This window comes from Streptomyces sp. AM 2-1-1 (assembly GCF_029167645.1).
Lineage (GTDB): Bacteria > Actinomycetota > Actinomycetes > Streptomycetales > Streptomycetaceae > Streptomyces.
In genome coordinates this window covers 3,384,547-3,407,273 of the sequence record NZ_CP119147.1, presented here as the reverse complement: position 1 = coordinate 3,407,273, position 22,727 = coordinate 3,384,547, and the positions used below count along the sequence as shown (strand labels likewise).

The 22,727-nt window shown below is 72.9% G+C and carries 21 protein-coding genes and 2 pseudogenes; 12 read left to right on the top strand and 11 right to left on the bottom strand.

The window, feature by feature from the left end; all coding sequences use genetic code 11:
* Positions 1-20: 20 nt before the first annotated feature.
* Complete coding sequence (locus PZB77_RS14615; protein WP_275493032.1) at positions 21-410, bottom strand: hypothetical protein; 390 nt, start codon at positions 408-410, stop codon at positions 21-23.
* 443 nt (positions 411-853) lie between these two features.
* Here PZB77_RS14615 and PZB77_RS14610 point away from each other — a divergent pair.
* Both PZB77_RS14610 and PZB77_RS14605 read left to right on the top strand, forming a co-directional pair.
* Positions 854-1,240 (top strand): annotated as a pseudogene (locus PZB77_RS14610) (cupin domain-containing protein); the annotation flags it as partial.
* 1,233 nt (positions 1,241-2,473) lie between these two features.
* Complete coding sequence (locus PZB77_RS14605) at positions 2,474-3,241, top strand: hypothetical protein (protein ID WP_275493031.1); 768 nt, start codon at positions 2,474-2,476, stop codon at positions 3,239-3,241.
* Positions 3,242-3,328: 87 nt separating this feature from the next.
* Here the strand turns inward: PZB77_RS14605 and PZB77_RS14600 are convergent, their stop codons facing one another.
* The 3 genes from PZB77_RS14600 to PZB77_RS14590 all read right to left on the bottom strand — a co-directional run bounded on the left by PZB77_RS14600 (position 3,329) and on the right by PZB77_RS14590 (position 6,394).
* Positions 3,329-4,828, bottom strand: a complete 1,500-nt coding sequence (locus tag PZB77_RS14600; RefSeq protein WP_275496069.1) for a flotillin family protein — start codon at positions 4,826-4,828, stop codon at positions 3,329-3,331.
* 69 nt (positions 4,829-4,897) lie between these two features.
* Positions 4,898-5,422: a hypothetical protein gene (locus tag PZB77_RS14595; RefSeq protein WP_275493030.1), complete on the bottom strand. Its 525-nt coding sequence runs from the start codon at positions 5,420-5,422 to the stop codon at positions 4,898-4,900.
* Positions 5,423-5,614: 192 nt separating this feature from the next.
* Positions 5,615-6,394 (bottom strand): NAD(P)H-dependent oxidoreductase, encoded by a 780-nt coding sequence (locus PZB77_RS14590; protein ID WP_275493029.1) that lies wholly within the window; start codon positions 6,392-6,394, stop codon positions 5,615-5,617.
* A gap of 140 nt (positions 6,395-6,534) precedes the next feature.
* On the opposite strand from PZB77_RS14590, the gene PZB77_RS14585 reads away from it, so the two are divergent.
* Positions 6,535-7,422 (top strand): helix-turn-helix transcriptional regulator, encoded by an 888-nt coding sequence (locus tag PZB77_RS14585; protein WP_275493028.1) that lies wholly within the window; start codon positions 6,535-6,537, stop codon positions 7,420-7,422.
* A 57-nt stretch (positions 7,423-7,479) separates the two neighbouring features.
* Here the strand turns inward: PZB77_RS14585 and PZB77_RS14580 are convergent, their stop codons facing one another.
* Entirely contained in the window at positions 7,480-7,842 is a 363-nt protein-coding gene (locus PZB77_RS14580) for a hypothetical protein (protein ID WP_275496068.1), read from the bottom strand.
* A gap of 103 nt (positions 7,843-7,945) precedes the next feature.
* On the opposite strand from PZB77_RS14580, the gene sigJ reads away from it, so the two are divergent.
* Positions 7,946-8,839 (top strand): RNA polymerase sigma factor SigJ, encoded by an 894-nt coding sequence (sigJ, locus tag PZB77_RS14575; RefSeq protein WP_275493027.1) that lies wholly within the window; start codon positions 7,946-7,948, stop codon positions 8,837-8,839.
* Positions 8,840-8,883: 44 nt separating this feature from the next.
* Here sigJ and PZB77_RS14570 read toward each other — a convergent pair whose 3' ends face one another.
* A complete protein-coding gene (locus PZB77_RS14570) occupies positions 8,884-9,369 on the bottom strand; it encodes a peroxiredoxin (RefSeq protein ID WP_275493026.1) in 486 nt (161 codons plus the stop codon).
* Positions 9,370-9,520: 151 nt separating this feature from the next.
* Here PZB77_RS14570 and PZB77_RS14565 point away from each other — a divergent pair, with 151 nt between their 5' ends.
* Both PZB77_RS14565 and PZB77_RS14560 read left to right on the top strand, forming a co-directional pair.
* Entirely contained in the window at positions 9,521-10,270 is a 750-nt protein-coding gene (locus tag PZB77_RS14565) for an alpha/beta hydrolase (protein WP_275493025.1), read from the top strand.
* A 169-nt stretch (positions 10,271-10,439) separates the two neighbouring features.
* A complete protein-coding gene (locus PZB77_RS14560; protein ID WP_275496067.1) occupies positions 10,440-12,242 on the top strand; it encodes a SpoIIE family protein phosphatase in 1,803 nt (600 codons plus the stop codon).
* Between the two features lie 27 nt (positions 12,243-12,269).
* Here PZB77_RS14560 and PZB77_RS14555 read toward each other — a convergent pair whose 3' ends face one another.
* Together PZB77_RS14555 and PZB77_RS14550 are read right to left on the bottom strand one after the other, a co-directional pair.
* Positions 12,270-13,124 (bottom strand): GNAT family N-acetyltransferase, encoded by an 855-nt coding sequence (locus PZB77_RS14555; protein ID WP_275493024.1) that lies wholly within the window; start codon positions 13,122-13,124, stop codon positions 12,270-12,272.
* Positions 13,125-13,211: 87 nt separating this feature from the next.
* Complete coding sequence (locus PZB77_RS14550; RefSeq protein WP_275493023.1) at positions 13,212-13,484, bottom strand: hypothetical protein; 273 nt, start codon at positions 13,482-13,484, stop codon at positions 13,212-13,214.
* Between the two features lie 601 nt (positions 13,485-14,085).
* On the opposite strand from PZB77_RS14550, the gene PZB77_RS14545 reads away from it, so the two are divergent.
* The 3 genes from PZB77_RS14545 (at position 14,086) to PZB77_RS14535 (ending at position 16,881) form a co-directional block, all read left to right on the top strand.
* A complete protein-coding gene (locus tag PZB77_RS14545; RefSeq protein WP_275493022.1) occupies positions 14,086-14,502 on the top strand; it encodes a MerR family transcriptional regulator in 417 nt (138 codons plus the stop codon).
* Between the two features lie 279 nt (positions 14,503-14,781).
* Positions 14,782-14,985, top strand: coding sequence for a cold-shock protein (locus tag PZB77_RS14540; protein ID WP_275493021.1), 204 nt, complete (start codon positions 14,782-14,784; stop codon positions 14,983-14,985).
* Positions 14,986-15,267: 282 nt separating this feature from the next.
* Complete coding sequence (locus tag PZB77_RS14535) at positions 15,268-16,881, top strand: DEAD/DEAH box helicase (RefSeq protein WP_275493020.1); 1,614 nt, start codon at positions 15,268-15,270, stop codon at positions 16,879-16,881.
* Positions 16,882-16,986: 105 nt separating this feature from the next.
* Here PZB77_RS14535 and PZB77_RS14530 read toward each other — a convergent pair whose 3' ends face one another.
* Positions 16,987-19,287, bottom strand: coding sequence for an MMPL family transporter (locus tag PZB77_RS14530; RefSeq protein ID WP_275493019.1), 2,301 nt, complete (start codon positions 19,285-19,287; stop codon positions 16,987-16,989).
* Positions 19,288-19,519: 232 nt separating this feature from the next.
* The gene (locus tag PZB77_RS31250) at positions 19,520-19,831 is read right to left on the bottom strand and encodes a hypothetical protein (protein WP_343299865.1); all 312 of its coding nucleotides are present in this window, start codon (positions 19,829-19,831) and stop codon (positions 19,520-19,522) included.
* Here PZB77_RS31250 and PZB77_RS31245 point away from each other — a divergent pair.
* The 3 genes and pseudogenes from PZB77_RS31245 to PZB77_RS14515 form a co-directional block, all read left to right on the top strand.
* Positions 19,743-19,976 (top strand): annotated as a pseudogene (locus PZB77_RS31245) (alpha/beta hydrolase); the annotation flags it as partial. The gene PZB77_RS31250 and the pseudogene PZB77_RS31245 overlap by 89 nt on opposite strands.
* A 160-nt stretch (positions 19,977-20,136) precedes the next feature.
* A complete protein-coding gene (locus tag PZB77_RS14520) occupies positions 20,137-21,363 on the top strand; it encodes a cation:proton antiporter (RefSeq protein WP_275493018.1) in 1,227 nt (408 codons plus the stop codon).
* A 146-nt stretch (positions 21,364-21,509) separates the two neighbouring features.
* Complete coding sequence (locus tag PZB77_RS14515) at positions 21,510-22,304, top strand: peptidoglycan recognition protein (RefSeq protein WP_275496066.1); 795 nt, start codon at positions 21,510-21,512, stop codon at positions 22,302-22,304.
* Positions 22,305-22,315: 11 nt separating this feature from the next.
* Here the strand turns inward: PZB77_RS14515 and PZB77_RS14510 are convergent, their stop codons facing one another.
* Positions 22,316-22,693: a VOC family protein gene (locus PZB77_RS14510; RefSeq protein WP_275493017.1), complete on the bottom strand. Its 378-nt coding sequence runs from the start codon at positions 22,691-22,693 to the stop codon at positions 22,316-22,318.
* Positions 22,694-22,727: the final 34 nt, after the last annotated feature.

Here is a 22,727-nt window from a genome sequence, read left to right as displayed (position 1 = left end):
GTCGAGGCGGCAGCGGGCGGTCAGGCGTCAGGGTCGACTTCGGGGTGGCAGAACCGCATCGGCTTGCCCAACGACCGGGCATAGGCGATTTCGGCTCGGGTGCTGTCTCCGATGTAGTCGCCCACCACGAGCACCTCGTCGGCGAGCCGGATCTTCGCCCGGTGCAGATCGTCGAGCCGCACCTTCAGCGCCCCCGCCTCGGCAGGGTCGGCCCAGAGTGGGTGCGGCGACTTCAGGTCGCAGCCCGGCTTGACGACGATCTTCCCGGCCCCGGTCTCCCGCACATCGGCCTCGTTCATCTCGTGCATGAAGCGGGTGGAGCCGCAGATCACGACGATGCGCGGGAGGCTCAGCAACTGCTTCGCGTCGGCGAGCCTCTCCTCGGGGGTGGGCGGCTGCGGGTGTGACACGGGTTCCTCCGGGGGAGCGGGCCAAAGGGTGTTCGCTGACAGCAGGCGGGTGTGCGGCCCCATAGGGATGTGGCGTCAGACCCCGAGAAGCCGAGCTTTCCGCTGATCGAACTCCTGCGGACTCGGCACTCCTTGATCGCGCAGAACTGCCGGTGTGCCGAGCCGGTCCGCAACCGACGACCCACCCGGAGACCCTGTCCGGTGCGGGTCGTGCTGCTGCGCGACGGCTGTGTCGGGGGCTCCGCGCAGTTTCTCAGATCCGGGCTGCTGCTTCGAGGGAGTGGCGCTTCCGGCGCGTACGCACCCCACTCCGCGCACCCCGCACCCCCGCCCGCCCTCCGCGCACCGCACGGAAACGAGAGCCTCCAGGACTCGTGGCCATGGCCGAGGCAAGCAGCCCGCCGACGAACTGAGCACCGGCCGATCACCGTCGTCTCCACCCCTCCCCTGCCGTCAAGACCCCCGCGGCCCGCTTCACCGGCGACGTCCACCTCAATCTCGTCGAGGCGCCCACCGAGCCCGCCCGCCTCGCGGTCGGCCTGGTGCGCCTCACCCCCGGCGCGCGCACCCACGGGCACTCCCACGTGCTCGGTCAGGTCCGGTACGTCACCGACGGCGTCGGCCTCGTCGGTACGCGGGACGGGAGCGTCGTTGGCGTGAGCGCTGGTGAGACGGTCAAGTGCCCCACGAGGGAGGAGCATTGGCACGGCGCGACCGGCACCGCGTTGATGGCGCACCTCGCGTGGGTGATCGGCGGCAGCAACGGCGACGGAACCACTTGGCGGGAGCCCGTCGGCGAGGCGCAGTACGCCGCCACCCCCTCGAACTGATGACCCGTCGGCCCCCGTGACCCAAGCGGCAGTTGGGGTGTCTGCGTGCGTCTGTCCGGTGGCGTGCCGTTCGTGTGGTGAGGGGGGTTACGGGTGTTGTACGGTGATCGCGTCAGCACGCTCTGTGCGCACCCGTGCACATAGCGCGGCCCCCGGAGGTGTACTCAGCACCGTTCCGAGGGCCTTCACCGCTATGGACTAGACAGAGAAGGGTCCACAGGGATGCTTTGGCATGCTATCTCGCCGGTGTCGGACGCTGGTGGGCGTTCGAGGTCGTTGGTGGGTTCGCGTCGGATGAACAGTGACGCGAAGATCATTGTGTTGTACATGGAGGGGCTTCCGGAGGCTGAGCGTCTGGGGTGGTTGAAGCCGTTGTGGGATTACGCGCGGGCGGCGGGTATCGAGCCTGGTCCGTACAAGAAGGCCAAGCGGTTTCTGATGCGTGAGGGGTATCTCCACGCGTGGAGGTATGCGTATGCGGGGGGTCGGTGGGCGACGGCGCAGATTTTGTCGAACGGGCCGTCGACGCGGCAGGAGGCGGTGGCGTTCTGGGATGCGCGGGAGCAGCGGGCGGGGTGGCGGGGCGAGGCGCCGGAGGAGGGTCCGGGTGAGGGCCTGGGCTTTGCTTCGGTGCGGGCCCGGGTGTGGGGACGGGGTGGGTCGGAGGGTGGATCGTCGCAGGTGGGACCGAGTGATGTGGTTCCGGCGGTCGGTGGTCCGGGTCGTTGGACGGGCGGCGGTTACCCACCTGACGGACAACTGATGGCGAGCACGACCCACCTACCTACCTGCGGGCGGGCTGAGTCGAAAGCTGAACGATTTCCGGGCGGAAGCCAGTTCGGGCCGGGGCCGTTGCGGGCGGACGAGTGGGACCGTGGTTTCTGGTCGGAGCCGCCGGAGTGGATGGCCGACCAGGACCCGGCAGGCACCCCGGAGCCGGTGCGGCGCGGGGCGTCGGTGGAGCCGGTGCAGCCGGTGGGGATCCCTTGGCCGAGGACCGCTCCGGTCCCTGAGCCCCTGCCCGTAGCGGCTTCCGTACCGGAGCCGGCGCCCGGTCCGGTGCCGGTGGCGGTTGTCGCTCCTGCACCCGAATGCGTCCCGGCGCCCGAACGCGTTCCCGTGCCCGTTCCCGTAGCCGTAGGTGCTCCCCTGGCCGCACCCGCAGGCGAGTCCGCTCCGGTAGGCGAGCCCGTTCCCGCAGCCGTACCAGTTATCGCTCCTGCTCCTGCTCCCGTGGCTGTCGTGTCCGGTGGGGAGGTGGAGGAGACCGTGAAGGAGCAGGAGGCGCGGGGGAAGGGGTGGACGAAGGAGATGGTCGCGGCGGAGAGGGTGTTGTTGTCGCTCGGGAGCGTGTCGCGGAAGTTGCGCATGGGGGAGTACGAGGTGCGCAGGCTGGTGGACAGGGGTGCGGAGTGGTTGCGGCGCGGTATGACGGCGTCGGAGATGCAGTACGTGCTGAGTGCGTCGTTGCCGGATGTCGTGCGGTCGGCGCCGGGGTTCGTCGCGAACCGGCTGATCACGAAGATGCCGCCGGAGCCGGGTTTCCGGCGTGAAGCGACCGTGGGTGTGGTGGCGCCGGGGGCGTCGTGTCCCCAGGGTGTGGACGGGGTCGGGGAGCGGGTGGATGATCCGGTGCCGGTGGTGGTTCCGCTGGTGCTGTGTGAGGGGCCGGGCAACGATCACATGTTCCGGGCGTACGGCGGTGAGACGAAGTGCGGGCAGTGTCAGCGCGACGAGGCGTACGCGCGGTGGGCGGCCTCCAGAGCGGCCGCGGCACGGGCACGGGGCGAGGACGGGCTGACCGGCGACGGCAAGGGCGGCTGGCGCGACCACCTCGCCGAACTCGCCACCCCGGCAGACAGCAGCAAGGACACCAGCACGGACGGCAGCACCCCCACCAGCACGGAGAGCAGCACGGACACGGACGCCTGCACTATCGAGGACACGGGCACAGACATGGCCGCGCACACCCGCCGGCCCGTCCACTCCGGTGACGGCTGAGGCCGCCCACGCGTCTCGCGCGGACGGCCTCTCGTGCACCGGTTCACCGGTCCACCGCATCGGAAGCGGAAACGGAACCTCGGAACCTCAGTCCGTGACCTCGATCCGCCCGTCACCCGTGCCGCTGCCCTGGCCGCCGCTCTTGCCGCCGCTCGCGGAGGCCGACTGCTCGGCGGTTCCGGACGTCCCGGCGGTCCCGGTGACGGCGGGAGCGCCGGTCCGGGAGGCGGTGAGGTTCTGGAGGAGTGCGGACAGGTCCACACCGGTGGTGGAGGTGAGCAGCTCCATCCCCTGGGCGACGTTGTCGCTGACCGTACGGGTCAACCGGCTCGCACCGTCCGTGGAGATGACCGTGAGCTTGTCGATGGCGCTGAGCGGCTCGGCCGCCTTCGCGACGACCTGGGGCAGCACCTCCACCAGCATCTGGAGGACGGCCGCGTCACCGTACTGTGCGAAGGCGTCGGCCTTCTTCTGCATGGCCTCGGCCTCCGCCGCACCCCGCGCGGCGATGGCGGCGGCCTGGGCCTCGCCCTCGATCCGTACCGCCGCAGCCAGGGCGGAACGCTGGAGCTTCTCGCCCTCACCGGTCAGCCGGGCGCGGTCGGCGATGGCTTCCGCCTCCTTGACCTGGGCGATGCGGCGGGCCTCGGCCTCCTGCTCGGCCTGGTACCGGGCCGCGTCGGCGGGCTTGCGGACGCGGGTGTCCAGTTCGCGGTCGGTCAGAGCCGCCTGACGCTGGGCCACCTTCTCCTGCTCCTGGAGTACCTCCTGCTGGCGGGCGGCCTCGGCGAGCGGACCCGCAGCGTTGGCCTGGGCGGCCGCCGCCTCGGTCTCCACCCGGATCTCCGCCTGCTTCAGGTAGAACGTCCGCTCGGCGATGGCGATCTCCTCCGCCGCCTTCAACCGGGCCTGCTCCGAGATCCGCCTGGAGTTGGCCTCGGCGATGTCCGCCTCCTGCTTGGCGCGGGCGGCCTCCGGGCGGCCGAGGTCCTCCAGGTAGGTGCCCTCGGTGGTGATGTCGTGGATCTGGAAGGCGTCCAGGATCAGCCCCTGGCCGGAGAGGCTGGCCTCCGCCTCCTCCGCGACCTGACTGGCGAACGCGGCACGGTCGCGGATGATGTCCTCGACCGACATCCGGCCGACGATCGCGCGCAGCGAACCCGAGAGCACCTCCTGGGTGAACCCCGCGATGCCCGTCTGCTGGCGCAGGAAGCGCTGCGCGGAGGCGCGGATCGCGTCCTCGCTGCCGCCGACCTTGACGATCGCGACCCCTTCGAGGTTCGCCTTCACCCCGCGCAGGGTGACCGCCCCGCGCACCTTGACGGGGATCTGCCGGCTGGAGAGGTCGAGGGTGAACCGCTGCTGCACGAACGGCACCACGAAGACCCCGCCACCGACGACGACCTTCTGGCCGCTGTTGTCGATGCTGGTGTGGCCGGTCACCGGGTCCGTGTGCTTCTTGCCCCGGCGGCCGGTGATGATGAACGCCTCGCTGGGACCCGCGACCTTGTAGCGGGTGACGACGGCGAGGGCGAGAAAGACGACGAGGACGACGACGCCGACGACGGCGAGGACGACTGGACTCAGATCCATACGGTGATGACCCCCTGGCCCGCCGTCCATCCGGGCGGCGGAGTTGTTCAACGGCCGTATTCCTTACGGCCGTTCGACCGGTCGCACGGTGACCGAGGTGGTGGAGAGGGTGCCCTCCACCCAGATCTCGGTGCCCCGTGCCACGGGCGCGGCGCTTTTTGCCGCGTACTTCACGGTGTGGCCGGCGAGGCGCAGCAGGACCTCGCCGTATCCGTTCGCCGGGATCGGGGTGACGACGGAACCGGTGGTCCCGATCAGGTCGTCGCCGCGCGGCGCCGGGTCCCCGCGGTCCTGCATCAGGACCCGGCCGAACCTCCAGGTCAGCCAGGCCACGACCAGCCCGGCCAGCCCTCCGCCCGCCAGCGCGACGGCGAGCCCCGCGCCGGTGGTCCCCTGCACGATCGCTCCGCCGAAGCCGAGCATCGAGAGGAACCCGGCGAGCACCGGAAGGGACAGCAGGCCGTCGAAGAATCCGTTCAGCAGGCCACCGAAGAGGCCGCCGAAGATCCCTTCCAGGATGCCGTCGAAGAGCAACGACAGGGCGAGCAGGGCGAGTCCCGCCACACCCAGCGCGAGGAGAATCGTCACGTCGTACCCCCCTTTGAGCCCATCGGGCCCACCATGCCCCGCTCCGTGGCGAACCGAGCGGAGCGTCTCACGCCCCGCGGCCCACCGTCACTGCCGGAACCCGGCAGTCTTCGGACGACCTCGATGCCGGAGAACTGCCCAGCCGAAGAGGGGGACGAACCCCGTCGGGCGGATGGTTCCGGCGGGCGCCGGTCAGCCCCGCACGTGGAGCCCGAAGCCGCTGCGGCCCCCGGGCTCCAGCCCTTCCCTCAGGTGCAGCGACGGGATCTCGTAGTCGCCGGAGTTCTGCCGCCGGAAGGCGATCGGTTCGGTCGACTCCAGGGTGAGCAGGCGCTGTTCCCAGGCCTTGGCGACGTCCGCGTACTCCTCGGCGGTCAGCCGGTCGGTGCCGTGCACCACGAACGGCGGCAGGACCTCGATGCCGGGGTAGTAGAGGATGCCGTGGTGGATCGGGAAGAGCAGGTCCTCGATGGGGCCGTTGATCCCGCGGGCGGCGTAATGCGACTCCGGGCCGCCGACGGTCACCGAGAGCAGCGCCCTGCGGCCCGCGAGCGTGCCCTCGCCGAAGCGGTCGCCGTACCGGGTGGCGCTGTGCTCCCCGACCCCGTACGCGAAGTGGAAGGTGAACACCCGGTCCACCCACCCCTTGAGGATCGCGGGCATCGAGTACCACCACAGCGGGAACTGGAGGATGACCGTGTCCGCCCAGAGCAGCTTCTCCTGCTCCGCCCGGACGTCCGGGGTCAGGTCCCCGGCGTCGAAGGCCCGGCCCGAGTCGCGGGCGACCAGCAGCGGGCTCGACGCGTGGGGTCCGTAGTCCGCGGCGTCCACGACCGCCTTCCACCCCATCGCGTACAGGTCGCTCACCCGCACCTCGTGCCCGGCGCTCTCCAGGGTGGCCACCGCGAGGCCGGTCAACGAGCCGTTGAGCGACTGCGGCTCGGGGTGGGCGTGGACGATCAGTGTCTTCACGGGAACTCCTTCGGGTCGGTGCCCCGGATTCTGGGCGCCACCCGGGCCCGGCGTTCAGGGGCGCCGTTTCCGTCGGACCGGGGTTCCTGGTACCGGCAGGGCCACCCTCCCGGGCGGCCTCCGCACCCATACTCGGAGCCATGGACGATCTCGCGGGCTTCTTGCGGACCCGGCGCTCCCGGGTCGATCCGGCGTCCGTGGGCATCCCCACCGACAGCAGGCGCCGGGTCGAGGGACTGCGCCGCGAGGAGGTCGCGCACCTCTCCGGAGTCAGCGTCGACTACTACGTACGCCTGGAGCAGGGCCGCGCCACCCAGCCCTCCGAACAGGTCCTCGACGCCCTCGCCCGGGTCCTCGGCCTCGACGGGACCGAACGCGAACACCTCTCCCGGCTCGCCTGCCAGCGCCGCCGACGCGGGACGGCGCCCTCCGGCCGGGTCCGGCCGGAGCTGCTGCGCGTCCTCGACCTGGTCACCGACGCGCCCGCGCTGATCATGAACCACCGGCTGGACGTGCTCGCCGGGAACCGCCTCGCCGGGCTCCTCTTCGGCCGGCCGATACCGGGTCTCAACACCGCCCGGCACATCTTCCTGGAGGAGGCCGAGCGCGGTCTCTACGCGGAGTGGGAGCAGTGCACCCTCGACGTGGTCGGGCACCTGCGGCTGGCGGCCGGCCACCACCCCGACGATCCCCGCCTCGCCTCGCTCATCGGCGAACTCGCCATGGGCAGCGAGCGGTTCCGCCGCCTCTGGGCCCGCGCCGACGTGCGTGCCCGCACCCACGGCCGCAAGGCGTACCGTCACCCGCTGGTCGGACTGCTGGAGCTGCACCAGGAGAACTTCGCCCTGCCCGGCGAAGCGGGCCGGGAGCTGCTGATCCTCTCCCCCGCTCCCGGCAGCCCCGCCGAGGACGGAGTGCGCCTGCTCGCCCGCCTCGGCGCGGACGGCGCACGCCCTGGGGAGAACGCACGGGCCCGTGGCTCCCACCCCTCCACCGGCGGATCGGTGCCGGCCGACCCGGTGTCGTGAGCCCCGCGGCCTCGACCGCCCACGGCGCGGCGCACCGCATCCGGGGCCGCCCGGCACTCACCGCCGTACCCACGCCACCAGGCTCAGCCCGAACATCGCGACGCCCAGCGGGAGATGGACCGAGGGTACGTGGGCGATGCCCAGCACGACCTGGACCGAGGCGAGGACCAGGAAGCCGCCCGCCTGCCCGATCGGCCGGGGCGAACCGCCGCCCGGCTTCCACGCCAGCACCGCCGCCAGGACGTACACCATCGACGCCGCGTACATCACGCGCGCTCCGACGCCGTGCAGCGTCTCCCCGTACGAAGCGGTCAACAGCAGCCCGGCGGAGACGGCTTGGAGGAAAATGGTCAGTGTCTGCAGACCGATCGCGATCCGCAGGAACGAGAAGCGGTGGTGCGCCGTCATCCGGATGGCCATGGCCACGGTCCCCCTTGTGTCCGCCCGGTGGGCGGTCGGTCGATAGGCTCTCGACAGCCCGACGACGTGGGCCCGCGGAAGGTAAGGCGAGGGGGCGGCCGGAATGGCGACGGCGCAGGCGCACGACGACGGGACGGCAGTGGAACGGCGTCAACTGCTCAACGTGGCCTATCGGTTGCTCGGGTCACTCGCCGAAGCCGAGGACGCCGTGCAGGAGGCGTACGCGCGCTGGTACGCCCTCCCGCCGGCCCGGCGGGAGGAGATCCTCGCCCCCGGCGCCTGGCTGACGACCGTGACCGGACGCATCTGTCTGGACGTGCTCGGCTCCGCACGGGCGCGGCGCGAACGCTATGTCGGCTCCTGGCTGCCCGAGCCGCTGCCCGACGGTACCGAGTGGGGCCGCACCGGCGGCACCGACCCCGCCGATCTGATGGTCCTGGACGAATCCGTGACCATGGCCTTCCTCGTCGTGCTGGAGGTGATGACCCCCGCCGAGCGGGTCGCGCTGGTGCTGCACGACGTGTTCCGCTACCCGTTCGCCGAGATCGCGGGCATCCTCGGCCGGACCCCCGCCGCCTGCAAGCAGCTCGCGGCCTCCGGACGGCGGCGGCTGCGGACCGGGCGCGCGCCGGTGGCGGCGGCCGGGCAGGCCGACGCGGTGCGGCGGGTCAAGGAGGCGTGGGAGACGAGGGACATCGCCGCCCTCGTCGACCTCCTCGACCCGGCCGCCGTGATGACCGCCGACGGGGGCGGCCTCGCGCAGGCCGTCCTCCGCCCGGTCGAGGGCGGAGCCCGCATCGCCGCGTACCTGATGGCCCTCGCCGGTGCGGCCCCGGGCCCGGAACTCCTGGTGCGGTCGGTCAACGGGGCCCCGGGTCTGGTGGCCCGGAGCGGCGGCACCGTCCTGACGGTCGCCTCCTTCGAGGTCGCCGACGGCCGCGTCACCCGGATCTGGGTGGTCCGCAACCCGGAGAAGCTGCGGAGCTGGGCCGCCTGAGCCTCCCTGGGCCGGCCTTCCCGGAGCCGGGTTCCCGGGGTCCGTCAGGCGGCCGCGAGGGCGGCCACCTGCTCCGCCAGCTTGTCCACCGACTGGAAGGTCGCGCCGATCAACGCCACGTGCTTCCAGCGCAGTACGCCGTCCGGGCCGATCAGGAAGACCGAGCGGCGCACCCCGATACCCGGGGCGGCGACCCCGTACTTCCGGGCGACCCGGCGGTCCTCGTCGACGAGGAGCGGCATCCGCAGCCCACGGACGCGGGCGAAGTTCTCGTGACTGTCCACACCCTGTGGACTGATTCCCCACACGTCCGCGCCGAGCCCCTCGAAGACCTCCAGACCCGAGGAGTACGAGCACAGCTGCCGGGTGCAGACCGCCGTGTTGTCCCCGGGGTAGAACGCCAGGATCAGCGCGCGGCCGGGTGCGCCGTCCCGGACGTAGTCGCGCCGCACGAACTCCTCCCCCACGAGAGCTCCGCCGGGGAGGGTGAACTCCGGTGCCGGAGCGCCGATCTGCGGGCCTGATGCCATGATGACTCCTTCGTTCCAGGGGTGTTCGCGGCCGAAGTGCCCGCCGCGCGGCGGTTCCTACGAGAATGTGCCCAGTGGCTCCGCACGAGCATGCTCCTCGTACGGGCGAACCCTGGCGGCGCCGGGGTGCTTCAGGAACCAGGAGGTGCGCATGGCGTCACGAATGCCCCCGCGGATGTCCCCGCGGACACCCCCGCAACCGCCCTCCGCGGCGGTGCTCGTCCTGCACGGCGGCCGGGCCCAGGGGACCGGACCCCCGCCGCCCGGACTCCTCAACCTGCCCGGCCTGCGGATGTGGCCCTTCATCCGGTCCCTCGTACGGGCGACCGGCGGGCCGCGGGGTGACGGTACCGGCCCGGTGTGGGTCCGGGGAGTGCGGTACGGCCACCGGGGGTGGAACGGCGAGCGCGACGACGCCTTCCACGACGCGGTGCACGCCCTGGACAGGCTCCAGGACGAGGCCGGGGACCTGCCGGTGATCCTGCTCGGCCACTCCATGGGCGCCCGCGCCGCGCTGCGCGCCGGCGGACACCCGCTGGTGCGCGGGGTCGTCGGGCTCGCCCCGTGGTGCCCGCCCGGGGACCCGGTCACCCAGCTCGCCGGCCGGGACGTCGTCCTGCTGCACAGCACCCGCGACCGGGTCACCAGCCCCCAGGCCACCCAGTCCCTCGTCACCCGCGCCCGCCGCGCCGGGGCCCGTACCTGCCTGATCACCGTGCGGGGCAGCGACCACGCGATGCTGCGCCGCGCCCCCGCCTGGCACCGCACGACGACCACGCTGGTCACCGGACTGCTGGGGCTGAACCCGGTGCCGGGGCCGGTCGACGAGGTGCTGCGGCTCCCGGTGAACGCGGAGGCGACCGCCGGAACGCTCGACTTCGACGGGCTCCCCACCGGCTAGAGCGGGCCGCAGTCTCCGGCCGGGTCTCCCGGATGCGGGGCACCGGGGAGCGGCAGAGGATGGGAGGGGAACCCCGCGGGTGACGAGCGGGCGGGCCGAGCGACGGCGGGAGACTCCGGTGGAGGGCAGATCCGGCGCACAGCCGCCCGCGACGGTCCCCGAGGCCGAGCTGGCCGCGCTCGCCGCGTTCGCCGAGGGCAGCCCCGCCGGAGTGGCCGTCTTCGACACCCGCCTGCGCTACGCCTACGTGAACCCGGCCCTCGCCGGGTTCAACGGCCTCTCCGCCGACGCCCACCTCGGCCGCACGGTCCGCGAGGTGCTGCCCCACCTCGACGCCCGCACCCACGTCATGCGGCTCGTCCTGCGCGACGGGAGACCACGCGAGACCGTGACCCGGGGCCAGACCTGGAGCGTCTCGCGCCACGAGGAGCGCTACTGGCAGGCCGCCTACCACCGGCTGGAGCGCGACGGCGTGCCGCTCGGAATCGTCGCCGTCCTGGTGGAGATGAGCGAGGTCAAGAACGAGGAGCGGGAGCTGGTGCGCGCCCGCCGGCACCTGGCCCTCCTCGCCACCGCAGCCGTCCACATCGGCACCACCCTCGACATGGACACCACCTGCCGGGAGCTCGCCGAGTTCGTCGTCCCCGCCCTCGCCGACTTCGCCGCGGTGGAGGTCTTCCCGCCCGAGATCGGGCACACCGTCCGCCGCGCCCCGCCGGGCATCCTGCGGATGCGCCGGGCCGGGTTCGCCGCCGCCCCCGAGTACCGGGCGGGAGCGGAGCTCTTCACCCACACGGGCGACTACATCGATTTCGAGGAGGACGCGGTCGTCGCCCAGTGCATCGCGGCCGGTGAACCCGTCGTCAAGGATCTGGGCGAGGGGAGCGAGTTCGGCCGCTCCGGCGCCACCGCCGAACTGATCGCCGCCTACCGGGCCTCCGGTCTGCGCTCCGCCCTCGTCGTGCCGCTCGCCGCACGCGGGGCGTCCCTCGGAGTGCTGAGCCTGGTCCGCTCGGAACACTCGGAGCCCTTCGACGACGAGGACGTCCTCGTCGCGGGGCAGCTCGCCGGCCGGGCCGCGGTCGACCTCGACCACGCCCGCCGCTACGCCAGCGAACACACCATCGCCCGCGAACTCCAGGCGTCGCTGCTCTCCGAACCCCGCGGATCCCACCCGCACGTGGAGGTCGCCACCCGCTACCTGCCCGCCGACCGGGGGGCGGTGGTGGGCGGCGACTGGTTCGACGTGGTCCCGCTGCACGACGGGCGCCACCTCAAGGCGATGGGGGACGTCATGGGGCACGGCGTCGACGCGGCGGTGGCCATGAGCCACTACCGCTCGCTGCTGCGGCTGCTGGCCGGCGAGGACCTGCCCCCGCACCGCATCCTGGAACAGCTCGACGCGATGGTGCAGCGATCGGGTCTGGACCGGGCCGCCACCTGCCTGCTCGCCGTCGTCGACCGCTTCGCCGGTACCTGCGAGGTGGCGAGCGCGGGACACCTGCCGCCCGTCTTCATCGATCCGGGACAGCCCCGCTCCCGGGTGATACCGGTGAACCCCGGGCCCCCGCTCGGCATGGGCTTCGGCGGCTACCGCACCGAGGTCGTGCCCTGCCCGCCCGGCACCGTCCTCTTCATGTACACCGACGGGCTGGTGGAACGCCGGGGCGAGGACATCGACGTCTCCCTGCGGCGGCTCTCCACGCTCACCATGCCGGAGAGCGGCGACCTGGAAGACCTGCTGGACGCGGCGCTGGACCGGTTCGGCGAGGGCGCCGACGACGACATCGCCGTCCTCGCCTCGCGCATCCGGGAGGACGTCGGTCTCGACGGCCCGGTGGCCGGCTCCACCCGGAGGGGCAGGCCCTTCCGCCCCACCGGACCGGAGCTGATCGACGGCCCCCGCCCCGTCACCGGACCCCGGCTCGCGGCGGGCCCGGGACCGCATCCCCACCCCCGCCCACGCCGCTGACCGTCCGGGGCGCCGGTGACCCGTGCGTCAGCCCAGCTCCAGACTGGTGAGGCCGTAGACGCCGGAGCGGTCGAACTCCGGCACCGGCCCCGCGTACATCCGGGCCGTCCCGAACGACGGGGTCAGCCCCAGCTGCTCCGCCAGCCGCACCGCCACCGGGTTGATGTCGGGCACGTCCATCGCCACCGGGACCCCCGGCGCGGTGGCCGCGAGTGCGCCGAGCAGCGCCGCCGCCACCTCCGGCGAACCCGCGAACAGCGGGCCGACCCGGGAGGCCGCGCGGCAGGCGCGCAACACCCCGAACCCCTCGACCGCGCCGTCCTCCTCCCGCACCACCGCGAGCGCGGCCCGCCGCGGGGCGGTGATCCACGCCGCGAGGAAGGCGTCGCGCGGCGCGGGGAAGAACCGGCGGTCGTACGCGGCCAGCCGCTCGAACGGCACCGTCCGGGCGTCGACCAGGCGCAGGCCCGGCGGCAGCGCGGTCCCTGCCGCCACGAAACCCTCGTAGCGGGCGTTCCGCCACTCCGTACGGAAACCCGACCTGCGGTAGTTGTCCTGCTGGTCGGGTACGCCGTCGAGCCCGATGGTGCGCCCGCTCAGGCGCGCGGTGCCCGCCCGCCAGGTCGACAGCCCGTATCCCCGGCCGCGCAGATGGGGACGGGTGAGGTAGAAGCCGAGGAAGGCGTAGCCGGAGCCGTAGCGCACGACCGACACCGAGGTGACGGGCTCACCGTCGAGCCGGCCGAAGAGGAACCCGCACGGGTCGGCGGCGAAGAAGGGCCCCTCGTCGGCGAGGCCCGGGTTCCACCCCTCCTCGTGGGCCCAGGCGGCGAGAAGGGGCATGTCGTCGGCGCTCGCGGTGGTGATCTCGAAGGTGGACACGGACCAGTCGTACCCGGCCGGACGGGCTCACCGGGGCGGTTTCGCCGGATCCCGTGCCCGACGGCCCTCCCTGCCCGGGAAACTGCCCTAATGAGTGGCGTGGGCGGCGTGCGGTTTACGCCGGAGCTGACGCACGACGATCGCGACGGCGGTGATCATCGGCAGCAGGCCCGCCACGGCGTCGGCCGCGATCAGCTTGTCGGCCCGGCCGGTGACGTGGCGCACCCGCTTCACCGCGCGGACGACGGCGAGAGTGCTGGTACCGATCTTCAGCAGCAGGCGCGCCTTGGACGGGCCCGCCGCCCCGGCCGTGCCGGACGTCCCGGCCTCCGGGGACTTCCGGGAGCTCTTTCCGGACATCTGCCTGTCCCTCCTGGTGGCGCCGGCCGGACCCGTGCGCGCGGCCCGGACTCGTGACGCTTCCACGTAACCGGCTGGGCGTACGGCCCGCAAACGCAGCGGGAGCCGGTGGAGGGAGGAGGGACGGCGGCGGCCGGTCCGGCGCGAGCTCCGCCGGGCGGCCCGGCACCGGGGCGGTCGCGCGAAGTCGCCCCGGGCGCGGCCGGATTCGGGCCGGAGACATGACGTAGCCCTTCACGACGGGGGATGCGCGAAGGGCTACGCGTGCATTATGGACCGCCCCCGGCTCCGGCGACAACTGACCGGTAGCCCGGATCAGTTCGCACGAACGGTCGGTCGCCGGGGTGCGCGCGGGCCGGCGGTGGGCGCCCCTCCCACAGGGCCGGCCTCCGGCCCGGGCCACGCCGCGTGGCGCGCCCGGGCAGCTGCCCGATCCGTGCGGGAGGGGCAGAAAGCCTCGCTCCACGAGACGGGAAAAACTGTCGCGGCTACGATAGACGTGACTGATCTGGACACAAGTGTTCTGGGACTCGCCAGCGTCCCCGGGGAGCGGACAGGCCGCCCCCCGGTCCCGCTCCCTCGCGGTCCCGGAAGAGGTGCTATGCCCCCGGAAGCCACACCGCACGTCGTCGACCGCCTCGACGACGACGACTACCCCGCGTACACGATGGGGAGGGCGGCGGAGATGATCGGCGCGACGCCCGCTTTCCTCCGGGCGCTCGGAGACGCCCGGCTGATCACCCCCCTGCGGTCCGGCGGCGGCCACCGCCGTTACTCCCGCTACCAGCTCCGCATCGCGGCCCGCGCCCGCGAGCTGGTCGACAGCGGGACGCCGGTGGAGGCCGCCTGCCGGATCGTGATCCTGGAGGACCAGCTCGAAGAGGCGCTCCGGCTCAACGAGGAGCTGCGCACCTCCCCGGGCGGCGGGCGGCCCGACGGGGCCGGCCGGTCCGACTCGTCCGTTGGGTCCGCGGGGTCCGTTCGGTCCGGCGGGTCCGTTCGGTCCGGTGGATCCTGAATATCTGCTTCCGTCGAAGCAGATTTGCGGACAATGCGCGAGGAGAATTTATGACACCCCGGGCGGAGCGTAATTACGTACCGCCCCCTTTCGCTTGCATCGTGCTACGGTTGATCCAGTTGCAGTTGTGGTTCCCAAGAACTTCACGCGCTCTTGCCAGTTGTATGCCGGCGGGGTGCGGTTTGTATTTCCGGTATTCATCCCGGACGGGGTAATCATCGCGGCGACGTTGGATGCGCACAGTGCGCATCCGCGGGTTATGCCCCCAAGGAGACTGACATGGCTACTGGAACCGTGAAGTGGTTCAACTCGGAAAAGGGCTTCGGCTTCATCGAGCAGGAGGGTGGCGGCCCGGACGTGTTCGCCCACTACTCGAACATCGCCGCCCAGGGCTTCCGTGAGCTGCAGGAGGGCCAGAAGGTGAACTTCGACATCACGCAGGGCCAGAAGGGCCCGCAGGCCGAGAACATCGTTCCCGCCTGATCTCGCACAGTCGTTCCACGCAGCTGGGGCCCGCACCTAGGGGTGCGGGCCCCGGCTCGTTGGCGTTCCCGGCCGACGCTGCGGGATGATGTCGGCGGACCGGATTGTCAGCACGTCCGTCCGCCCGTTGTTTCCCGTTCTTCAACAGGAGTTCCGATTCCGGTTCTCCTGTTTCCGTTTGTGTTTCATTCATCGGCTCGTTCTTGCGATTCTGGGCGCCCTGTCGGTCGTCGCTCTGCACAGAGAATCCCTCGATACGTGCCCATCGAGGAAAGGTTCTGCATGAACCGCGATCGCACGCCCCGCTCGAACGACAGGTTTTCCCGCACCCGCTCCGGTGGCCCCGGTTCCGGTGGCTCCGGCTTCGGCGGCGGTTCCGGATCCGGCTTCGGCGGTGGCTCGAGGTACTCCGGCGGGGGCCGCCCCGCCGGCTCCGGCGGCGGACCGCGCCGCTCCGGTGGCCAGGGCAGCCGCAGGCCGTCCGCGGGCCGGAGCGAGTTCGCCCTGCCGGTCACGATCAACCCGGGTCTCCCGGCGATCGAGACCTTCGAGGCCATGGAGCTGCCCGCGCCCCTGAAGGCGACGCTCGTCGCCGAGGGCGTCACCGTGCCGTTCCCGATCCAGGCGGCCACCCTCCCCAACTCGCTCGCCGGACGCGACGTCCTCGGGCGCGGCCGTACCGGCTCCGGCAAGACGCTGGCCTTCGGCCTCGCGCTGCTGGCCCGTACCGAAGGCCGCCGTGCGGACGCCCGCCGCCCGCTCGCCCTGGTCCTCGTGCCCACCCGTGAGCTGGCCCAGCAGGTGACCGACGCGCTCACCCCGTACGCCCGGTCGCTGAAGCTGCGGCTCGCCACCGTCGTCGGCGGCATGTCGATCGGCCGGCAGGCCAGCGCGCTGCGGGGCGGTGCCGAGGTCGTCGTCGCCACGCCGGGCCGGCTCAAGGACCTCATCGAGCGCGGTGACTGCAAGCTGGACCGGGTCACCATCACGGTGCTCGACGAGGCCGACCAGATGGCCGACATGGGCTTCATGCCGCAGGTCACCGAGTTGCTGGACCAGGTCAACCCGGAGGGGCAGCGGATGCTCTTCTCGGCCACCCTCGACAAGAACGTCGACCTGCTGGTCCGGCGCTACCTGCACGACCCGGTCGTGCACTCCGTCGACCCGGCCGCCGGTGCCGTCACCACGATGGAGCACCACGTGCTCTACGTGCAGGGCGCCGACAAGTACGCGACCACCACGGAGATCGCCGCCCGCGAGGGACGGGTGATCATGTTCCTGGACACCAAGCACGCGGTGGACCGGCTCACCGACCACCTGCTGGCCAGCGGCGTCCGGGCCGCCGCGCTGCACGGCGGCAAGTCGCAGCCGCAGCGCACCCGCACCCTGGACCGCTTCAAGACCGGGCACGTCACCGTGCTGGTCGCCACCAACGTCGCGGCGCGCGGCATCCACGTCGACAACCTCGACCTCGTGGTGAACGTCGACCCGCCGAGCGACCACAAGGACTACCTCCACCGGGGCGGGCGCACCGCGCGGGCCGGCGAGTCCGGCAGCGTGGTCACGCTGGTGCTGCCCAACCAGCGACGCGAGATGTCCCGCCTGATGATGGACGCGGGCATCACCCCGCAGATCGCCCAGGTCCGGTCCGGCGAGGCCGAGCTGAGCCGGATCACCGGCGCCCGGACCCCGTCCGGCGTCCCCGTCGTCATCAGCAGCCCGCCGTCCGAGCGCGCCAAGTCCTCCGGCAAGTCGCGGGGCGGGGCCTTCATGGGCCGTGGCCGCGGTCCTGGCGCGGGTGCCCGCTCGGGTGCCGGCCGGCCCCGCCGCACCGACCTGGCGACGCCGGAGGCCCGCGCCGCCGCCGCGGTGCGCCGCGCCAACCGCGCGGCGTAAGCGCTCCGGCACGACCCGCCACGCACGACAGCGCCCCCGCCCTCCGGTCCGCGCGACCGGTGGGCGGGGGTTTCGTCGTTCTCCGGGCGGCTCCCGCGACAGGTGTCAGGGCTTCCGGCCGGCGGTTCCCTCCGTGCCCGGGCGCGGCAGCGCGCGGTCCAGCCACCGGGGGGTCCACCAGGCGGCCCGGCCGAGCAGGGTCATGACGGCAGGCACCAGGAGCAGGCGGACGACCGACGCGTCGATGAGCACGCCGGCGGCGAGGCCGAGGCCCAGCATCTTCACCACGATGCTGTCGCTGATCAGGAACGCCGCGAAGACGCTGACCATGATCAGTGCCGCGCAGGTGATGACCCGGGCGGTGATTCCCAGCGCGTGCGCGACGCTCCCCCGGGGGTCACCGGTGCGCAGCCACGCCTCGTGGATGCGGGAGAGCAGGAAGATCTCGTGGTCCATGCCCCACCCGAAGACGATCGCGAACATCATCACCGGGACGTAGCTCTCGATCGGCACGTCCCCCGGGACACCGAGCGCCGGTCCGCCCCAGCCCCACTGGAAGACGGCGACCACGACCCCGTACGAGGCGGAGATCGAGAGCACGCCGAGAACCGCGGCCTTCACGGCGACGAGCGGACCCCGGAAGACGACCAGGACCACCAGGAACGCGAGGGCCACCACCACCGCGACGACCAGCGGCAGCCGGCCGGCGACGACGCCGAGGAAGTCGACCTGGGCGGCGGTGGTGCCGGTGACGTACGTCCGGGCCTCGTAGCCTTCCACCGCCTTCGGGAGCACGGTGTCGGTCAGGTCGTCGGTGAGCGCGGTGGTCCGCTCGTCCTGCGGGCCCGCGACCGAGTAGGCGGTCGCGGTCAGCACGTCGCCGTCCGAGGTGGCGGTGAGCGGCGTGATCGTCGCCGCGTCGGGCACCCCGGTGAGGGCCTTGCCCGCCTGGGAGGCGAGTGCCGGCCGGTCCGCCTGCGGCACGTCGCTCCGGTCGATCACCAGCGTCAGCGGGCCGTTGGAACCGGGCCCGAAGGCGGACGACATCAGGTCGTAGGCCCGCCGGTCGGTGAACGACTCCGGGTCCGCCCCGTCGCCGATGTGCCCCGACCGGAGGGAGAGGAGCGGGAAGGCGAGCACCGCCAGCACCACCACCCCGCCCGCCAGGAACCACCAGGGACGCCGCTCCACCCGCCGGGCGTACCGGTGCCAACCGCTGTGCGTGCTCCCGCCGGACATGTTCCCGCCGCGCGTGTTCCCGCCGGGCGTGGCGTCCGTCTCGGCGACCGGGGTACGGACCCGGAGGCGGTCGATGCGGCGGCCGATCAGCCCCAGGAGCGCGGGGACCAGGGTGAGGGCGCCGATCACCGCCGTGACGACGGTGACGGCAGCGGCCAGTCCGAGCCTGCCGATGAAGCCGATACCGCAGACCCAGAGGCCGGAGAGCGCGAGGACCACCGTGCAGCCGGAGAGCAGGACCGCGCGCCCGCTGGTCGCGGCGGCGTTCCCGGCGACGGTGGCCGGATCCCGGCCGTCCAGAAGGTTCTGCCGGTGCCGGGTCACCAGGAAGAGCGCGTAGTCGATGCCGACGCCGGTACCGATCATCGTGGCGAGCGTCGGGGAGACCGTGGCGAAGGTCCACACCGAGGCGAGCAGCCCCAGCAGCGCCACGCCGACCACCGCGCAGAACACCGCCGTGACCAGGGGCAACAGGGCGGCGAGCAGGCTGCCGAAGCCGATCAGCAGCACCAGGAACGCCACCCCGAAACCGATCGCCTCGCCGGTGCGGTCGCCGGCCCCCGGCCGCGCGAGTTCGCCCAGCGGGCCCCCGTACTCCACGCGCACCCCCGCCGCACGCAGCGGCTGAACCGCCCGGTCCACCCCGTGCAGGTACTCGGCGCCGAGCGTCGAGGGCCGCACGTCGAAACGGACCGTGACGTACGCCGTCCTCCCGTCCGCGGAGAGCGGGCCGGTGTCCGGGGTACCGGTCGGCGGCGGGGGAGGGGTGCTGCCCGGCGGTGGCAGCGGGTTCTGGACCACGAGGACGTCGGGCAGCTTCCGGAGGCCGGTGACCGCCGAGGAGACCTGGTCGGAGAGGTCGGTGAGGGGCTCGCCGTCGTGCAGGACGATCTGGGCGCTGTGACCGCCGGCGGACGGCGCGTGGGCGCGCAGGACGTCCAGCCCGTCCTGGGACTGGGTGCCGGGGAGCGAGAAGTCGTCCGAGTAGTCACCGCCGTACGCGTGGACCAGCCCCTGGAGCCCCGCGAGCGCCACCGCCCAGAGCAGGAGCACGCCCACGGAGTGCCGTGCGCACCACCCGCCGAGGCGGCGCGGCCGGCCCGTGGGGTGCGGCGCCCGCTCACGACGCGGGGACGGGACGAACGGCGGGGCAGGCGACGACGGCATGGGGCCTCCTGGACACCTCCGGGACGACATGTCATTGAAAGCGGGGCGGGGTGGTGGCGGCACGCGGGGGCGGGGGAACGGGTGATGTCCGCCGGAGCGGCCGCCCGACGGACCGCGCCGGGATGCCTGTCCTGGACCTCGCCTCCCGACTCGACCGCGCGCCCGGGGAGTCGAGCGTCCCGGGCGCCCCGCTCACCGGGAACGGCCTGCGCCAGGCGCTCCGGAACGCCCTCTACTGCGATGACGCGTTCGCCGGGTTCGCCGCGCTGGTGCGGGCCGTGCGGGACCCGGACGCCGTGCCCGTCCTGCCGCCGGAGCCGGCGCACCCGCTGCCGGACCAGGACGCGGCGCTGATGGTCGCGGTGATCCGCAACGACGTGCGGTGGCCCGCGGACGTGGCGGGGTACCGGGCGGAGGTCGCCGCCGACCGGGAGCGGTACCCGCTGACCGCGGGGATGCCCGCCAACATCACGCCCTGCGCGTTCTGGCCGCACCCGCCCGCCGACCGGCCGGTGACGCTCACCGGCGACGGCCCTTCGAACATCCTGATGATCCAGAGCCTCCGCGACCCCGCCACCCCCTACGGCGGCGCCCTGCGGATGCGCGCGGCGCTCGGTGCGAAGGCCCGCACGGTCACCGTCGGACAGGGCGGCCACGGGATGTACCTGGGCAACGGCAACGCCTGCGGCGACCGGACCGTGACCACCTTCCTCACCACGGGACGGCGTCCGGCGAAGGACGCCTTCTGCCCGAACCAGGTGGACCGACCCGCCGGGCCGTGTCCGACCGTTCCCGTCCGGGGCGTGTTCGTCCCGGGCTCGGGCGGCCAGCTCTTGCAGGATGCGAACGGTGGAGAACCCCGGCACCCTCGTCCTGATCATGGCCATGGCCGCCCTGGCGCCGCTGCTCACCGCCTCCGTCTCACGGCTGCTCTCCGTGCCCGTGGTGATCTTCGAAATCCTGCTGGGGATCGTGGTCGGCCCGGACGTCCTCGGCCTGGCCCACCACGACCAGGTGATCGACGCCCTCTCCGACCTGGGCCTGTCGATGCTGATCTTCCTCGCCGGATACGAGATCCGGTTCGGCGACGTCGGCGTCCCGGTGCTGCGCCGGGCCGGCGGCGCCTGGCTGATCTCCCTCGCCCTCGGGCTGGGCGTCTCCCTGGCGGTCGACGGAGGGGACCTGGCCCGGAGCCTGGTCATCGGCACCGCCCTGACGAGCACCGCGCTCGGCGCCGTCCTGCCGATCCTGCGGGACTCGGGGCGACTGGAGGGCCGCTTCGGGACGGTGGTCACCGGGTTCTGCGCCGTCGGCGAGTTCGGCCCGATCATCGCGATGGCCCTGCTGTTCAGCGGGCGGAGCCCCGGGGCGGCGGGCGTGGTGCTGATCCTGTTCGCGGTGGTGACGGCCGGTGCCGTGTGGTGGGCGTCCCGGCCCCGGCCCCCCTGGTTCGGCCGGATCGTCGCCCGGACCCTGCACAGCAGCGCCCAGTTCGCGGTGCGTTTCGTGATGCTGCTGCTCGCCGCGATGCTGGGCCTGTCCGACCTCTTCGGCCTGGACACCCTCCTCGGCGCGTTCGCCGCCGGCATGCTGACCCGACTCGTCCTGACGGGCTCGGTGCCGGAGAGCAGCGAGGTGATCCTCTCCAAGGCGGAAGCCATCGGTTTCGGCTTCCTCGTGCCCTTTTTCTACGTGGTCACCGGCATCGACTTCGACCTGGCGGCCCTGCTCGACGGCGGACGGTCCCTCGCGCTGCTCCCGGTCTTCCTGCTCCTCTTCCTGCTGGTGCGCGGCGGCCCGGTGTACCTCCTCGCGCCTCGCGACCTGCCCTCGGGCGCGGAGCGCGGGGCTCTGGCCCTGTACGCGGCCACCTGCCTGCCGCTCGTCGTCGCGATCACCACCATCGGACTCGACGAGAAGGTGATCGGCAGCGGGGAGGGCGCCGCCCTGGTCGGCGCCGCGATGGTCTCCGTCCTGGTGTTCCCGCTGCTGGCGCCGTGGCTGCTGGGGCGGCGCGAAGGCCCGGGGGCGGGAGCCGGGGGAGCACGGGCGGACCGGGGCGGCGAGACCTGGTGAAGCCGGGCCCGGGGCGGACGTGGCGGCCCTGGTCCGTACGACCCCGCAGGTCAGCGGGGGTGCGGTGGCCTCCGGGTCCGGCCCTCGCGTCACCCGGTTGCCCGGCCCCCCTGCGAAGTGCGGCGGGGCGACGCAGGGTGGACCTCATGTGGTCCCGCCGCTTGGCCATAGGAGCCGTACTCCTGTCGCTGGCCTTCCTGATATTCCGGGACGGTCCGACAGGGCACCCCCCTCCGGTGCGCGCCGCCGTCGCCCCGGAGCGGATACGGGTGCCCGCCCAGCCCGCGATCGTCAGCCGCGCCGCCTGGCACGCCGACGAGTCGATCGTGAAGGAGGAGGCGCAGTACACCGGAGCCGCCCGCGCCGTCTTCATCCACCACACGAACAACGGCAACCGGTACGACTGCGACGACGCCCCCGAGATGCTGCGGGCCGTCCAGTCCGACCACGTCAACGACGAGGGCTGGGACGACATCGGCTACAACTTCGTCGTCGACCGCTGCGGCACCATCTACGAAGGCCGCGCCGGCGGAACCACCCGCCCGGTGCGCGGTGCCCACACCAAGGGCTTCAACGCGGACACCGTCGGGATAGCCGCCCTCGGCACCTTCACCGACCCGGCCACCCCCGTACCGCAGCCCATGCTCGACGCCATCGAGCGCATCGCCGCGTGGAAGCTGCGCCCCGGTACCGACCCGCGCGGTGAGGTGGTCCTCGTCTCCACCAACAGCGAGAGCCTCTACCCCAAGGGCAACTCCGCGGACCTGCAGGTCATTTCGGGCCACCGTGACAGTTACGGCACCGACTGCCCCGGCGACGCGCTGTACGCCAAGCTCCCCGAGATCCGCGAGAGGACCGCCGCCCTGCGCAGGGCCGTCAGCGGCAGCCCGGACCTCCTCCCGGCCACGACGGTGGCGCGGAAACACCCCGCGGGGCGGTGAGGAGCCCGCCGTCAGCCCGCCGCGCGTTCGGCCGCGCCGCGCTCGACGCAGAACGCGTGGCCCCCGGGGTCGAGCAGAGTGACCCAGCCGGTGCCGTCGGGGTTGCGGTGGTCCTCGTGGAGTGTGGCGTCGAGGGCGATCAGCCGGTCCACCTCCTCGTCCCGGGTGCGGTCCTGGGGCTGGAGGTCGAGGTGCAGTCCGTTCTTCACGGCTCTCTCCTCCTCGACCGCGACGAAGAGCAGCGCGTGCGCGCCGGCCGTGACCGTCGCCTCCGGGTCCCCCGGAAAGTCGTCCTCGGCGAGCGAGCCGCCCAACGCGGCGGCCCAGAAGCCGGCGAGGACGTACGGATCGGCGCAGCCGACGGTGAGGTGGCGTATCACGGAGGTCATGGGAGTACCCGACTACGGTGGGCGCGGAAGCGCA

Bases quoted from the DNA above. Each gene is read 5' to 3' on its own strand.
- PZB77_RS14585 (WP_275493028.1), top strand. From the start codon at position 6,535: ATGGACGATCTCGCGGGCTTCTTGCGGACCCGGCGCTCCCGGGTCGAT.
- PZB77_RS14540 (WP_275493021.1), top strand. From the start codon at position 14,782: ATGGCTACTGGAACCGTGAAGTGGTTCAACTCGGAAAAGGGCTTCGGC.
- PZB77_RS14545 (WP_275493022.1), top strand. From the start codon at position 14,086: ATGCCCCCGGAAGCCACACCGCACGTCGTCGACCGCCTCGACGACGAC.
- PZB77_RS14530 (WP_275493019.1), bottom strand. From the start codon at position 19,287: ATGCCGTCGTCGCCTGCCCCGCCGTTCGTCCCGTCCCCGCGTCGTGAG.
- PZB77_RS14565 (WP_275493025.1), top strand. From the start codon at position 9,521: ATGGCGTCACGAATGCCCCCGCGGATGTCCCCGCGGACACCCCCGCAA.
- PZB77_RS14535 (WP_275493020.1), top strand. From the start codon at position 15,268: ATGAACCGCGATCGCACGCCCCGCTCGAACGACAGGTTTTCCCGCACC.
- PZB77_RS14515 (WP_275496066.1), top strand. From the start codon at position 21,510: ATGTGGTCCCGCCGCTTGGCCATAGGAGCCGTACTCCTGTCGCTGGCC.
- PZB77_RS31250 (WP_343299865.1), bottom strand. From the start codon at position 19,831: ATGTTCGAAGGGCCGTCGCCGGTGAGCGTCACCGGCCGGTCGGCGGGC.
- PZB77_RS14510 (WP_275493017.1), bottom strand. From the start codon at position 22,693: ATGACCTCCGTGATACGCCACCTCACCGTCGGCTGCGCCGATCCGTAC.
- sigJ (WP_275493027.1), top strand. From the start codon at position 7,946: ATGGCGACGGCGCAGGCGCACGACGACGGGACGGCAGTGGAACGGCGT.
- PZB77_RS14550 (WP_275493023.1), bottom strand. From the start codon at position 13,484: ATGTCCGGAAAGAGCTCCCGGAAGTCCCCGGAGGCCGGGACGTCCGGC.
- PZB77_RS14580 (WP_275496068.1), bottom strand. From the start codon at position 7,842: ATGGCCATCCGGATGACGGCGCACCACCGCTTCTCGTTCCTGCGGATC.
- PZB77_RS14570 (WP_275493026.1), bottom strand. From the start codon at position 9,369: ATGGCATCAGGCCCGCAGATCGGCGCTCCGGCACCGGAGTTCACCCTC.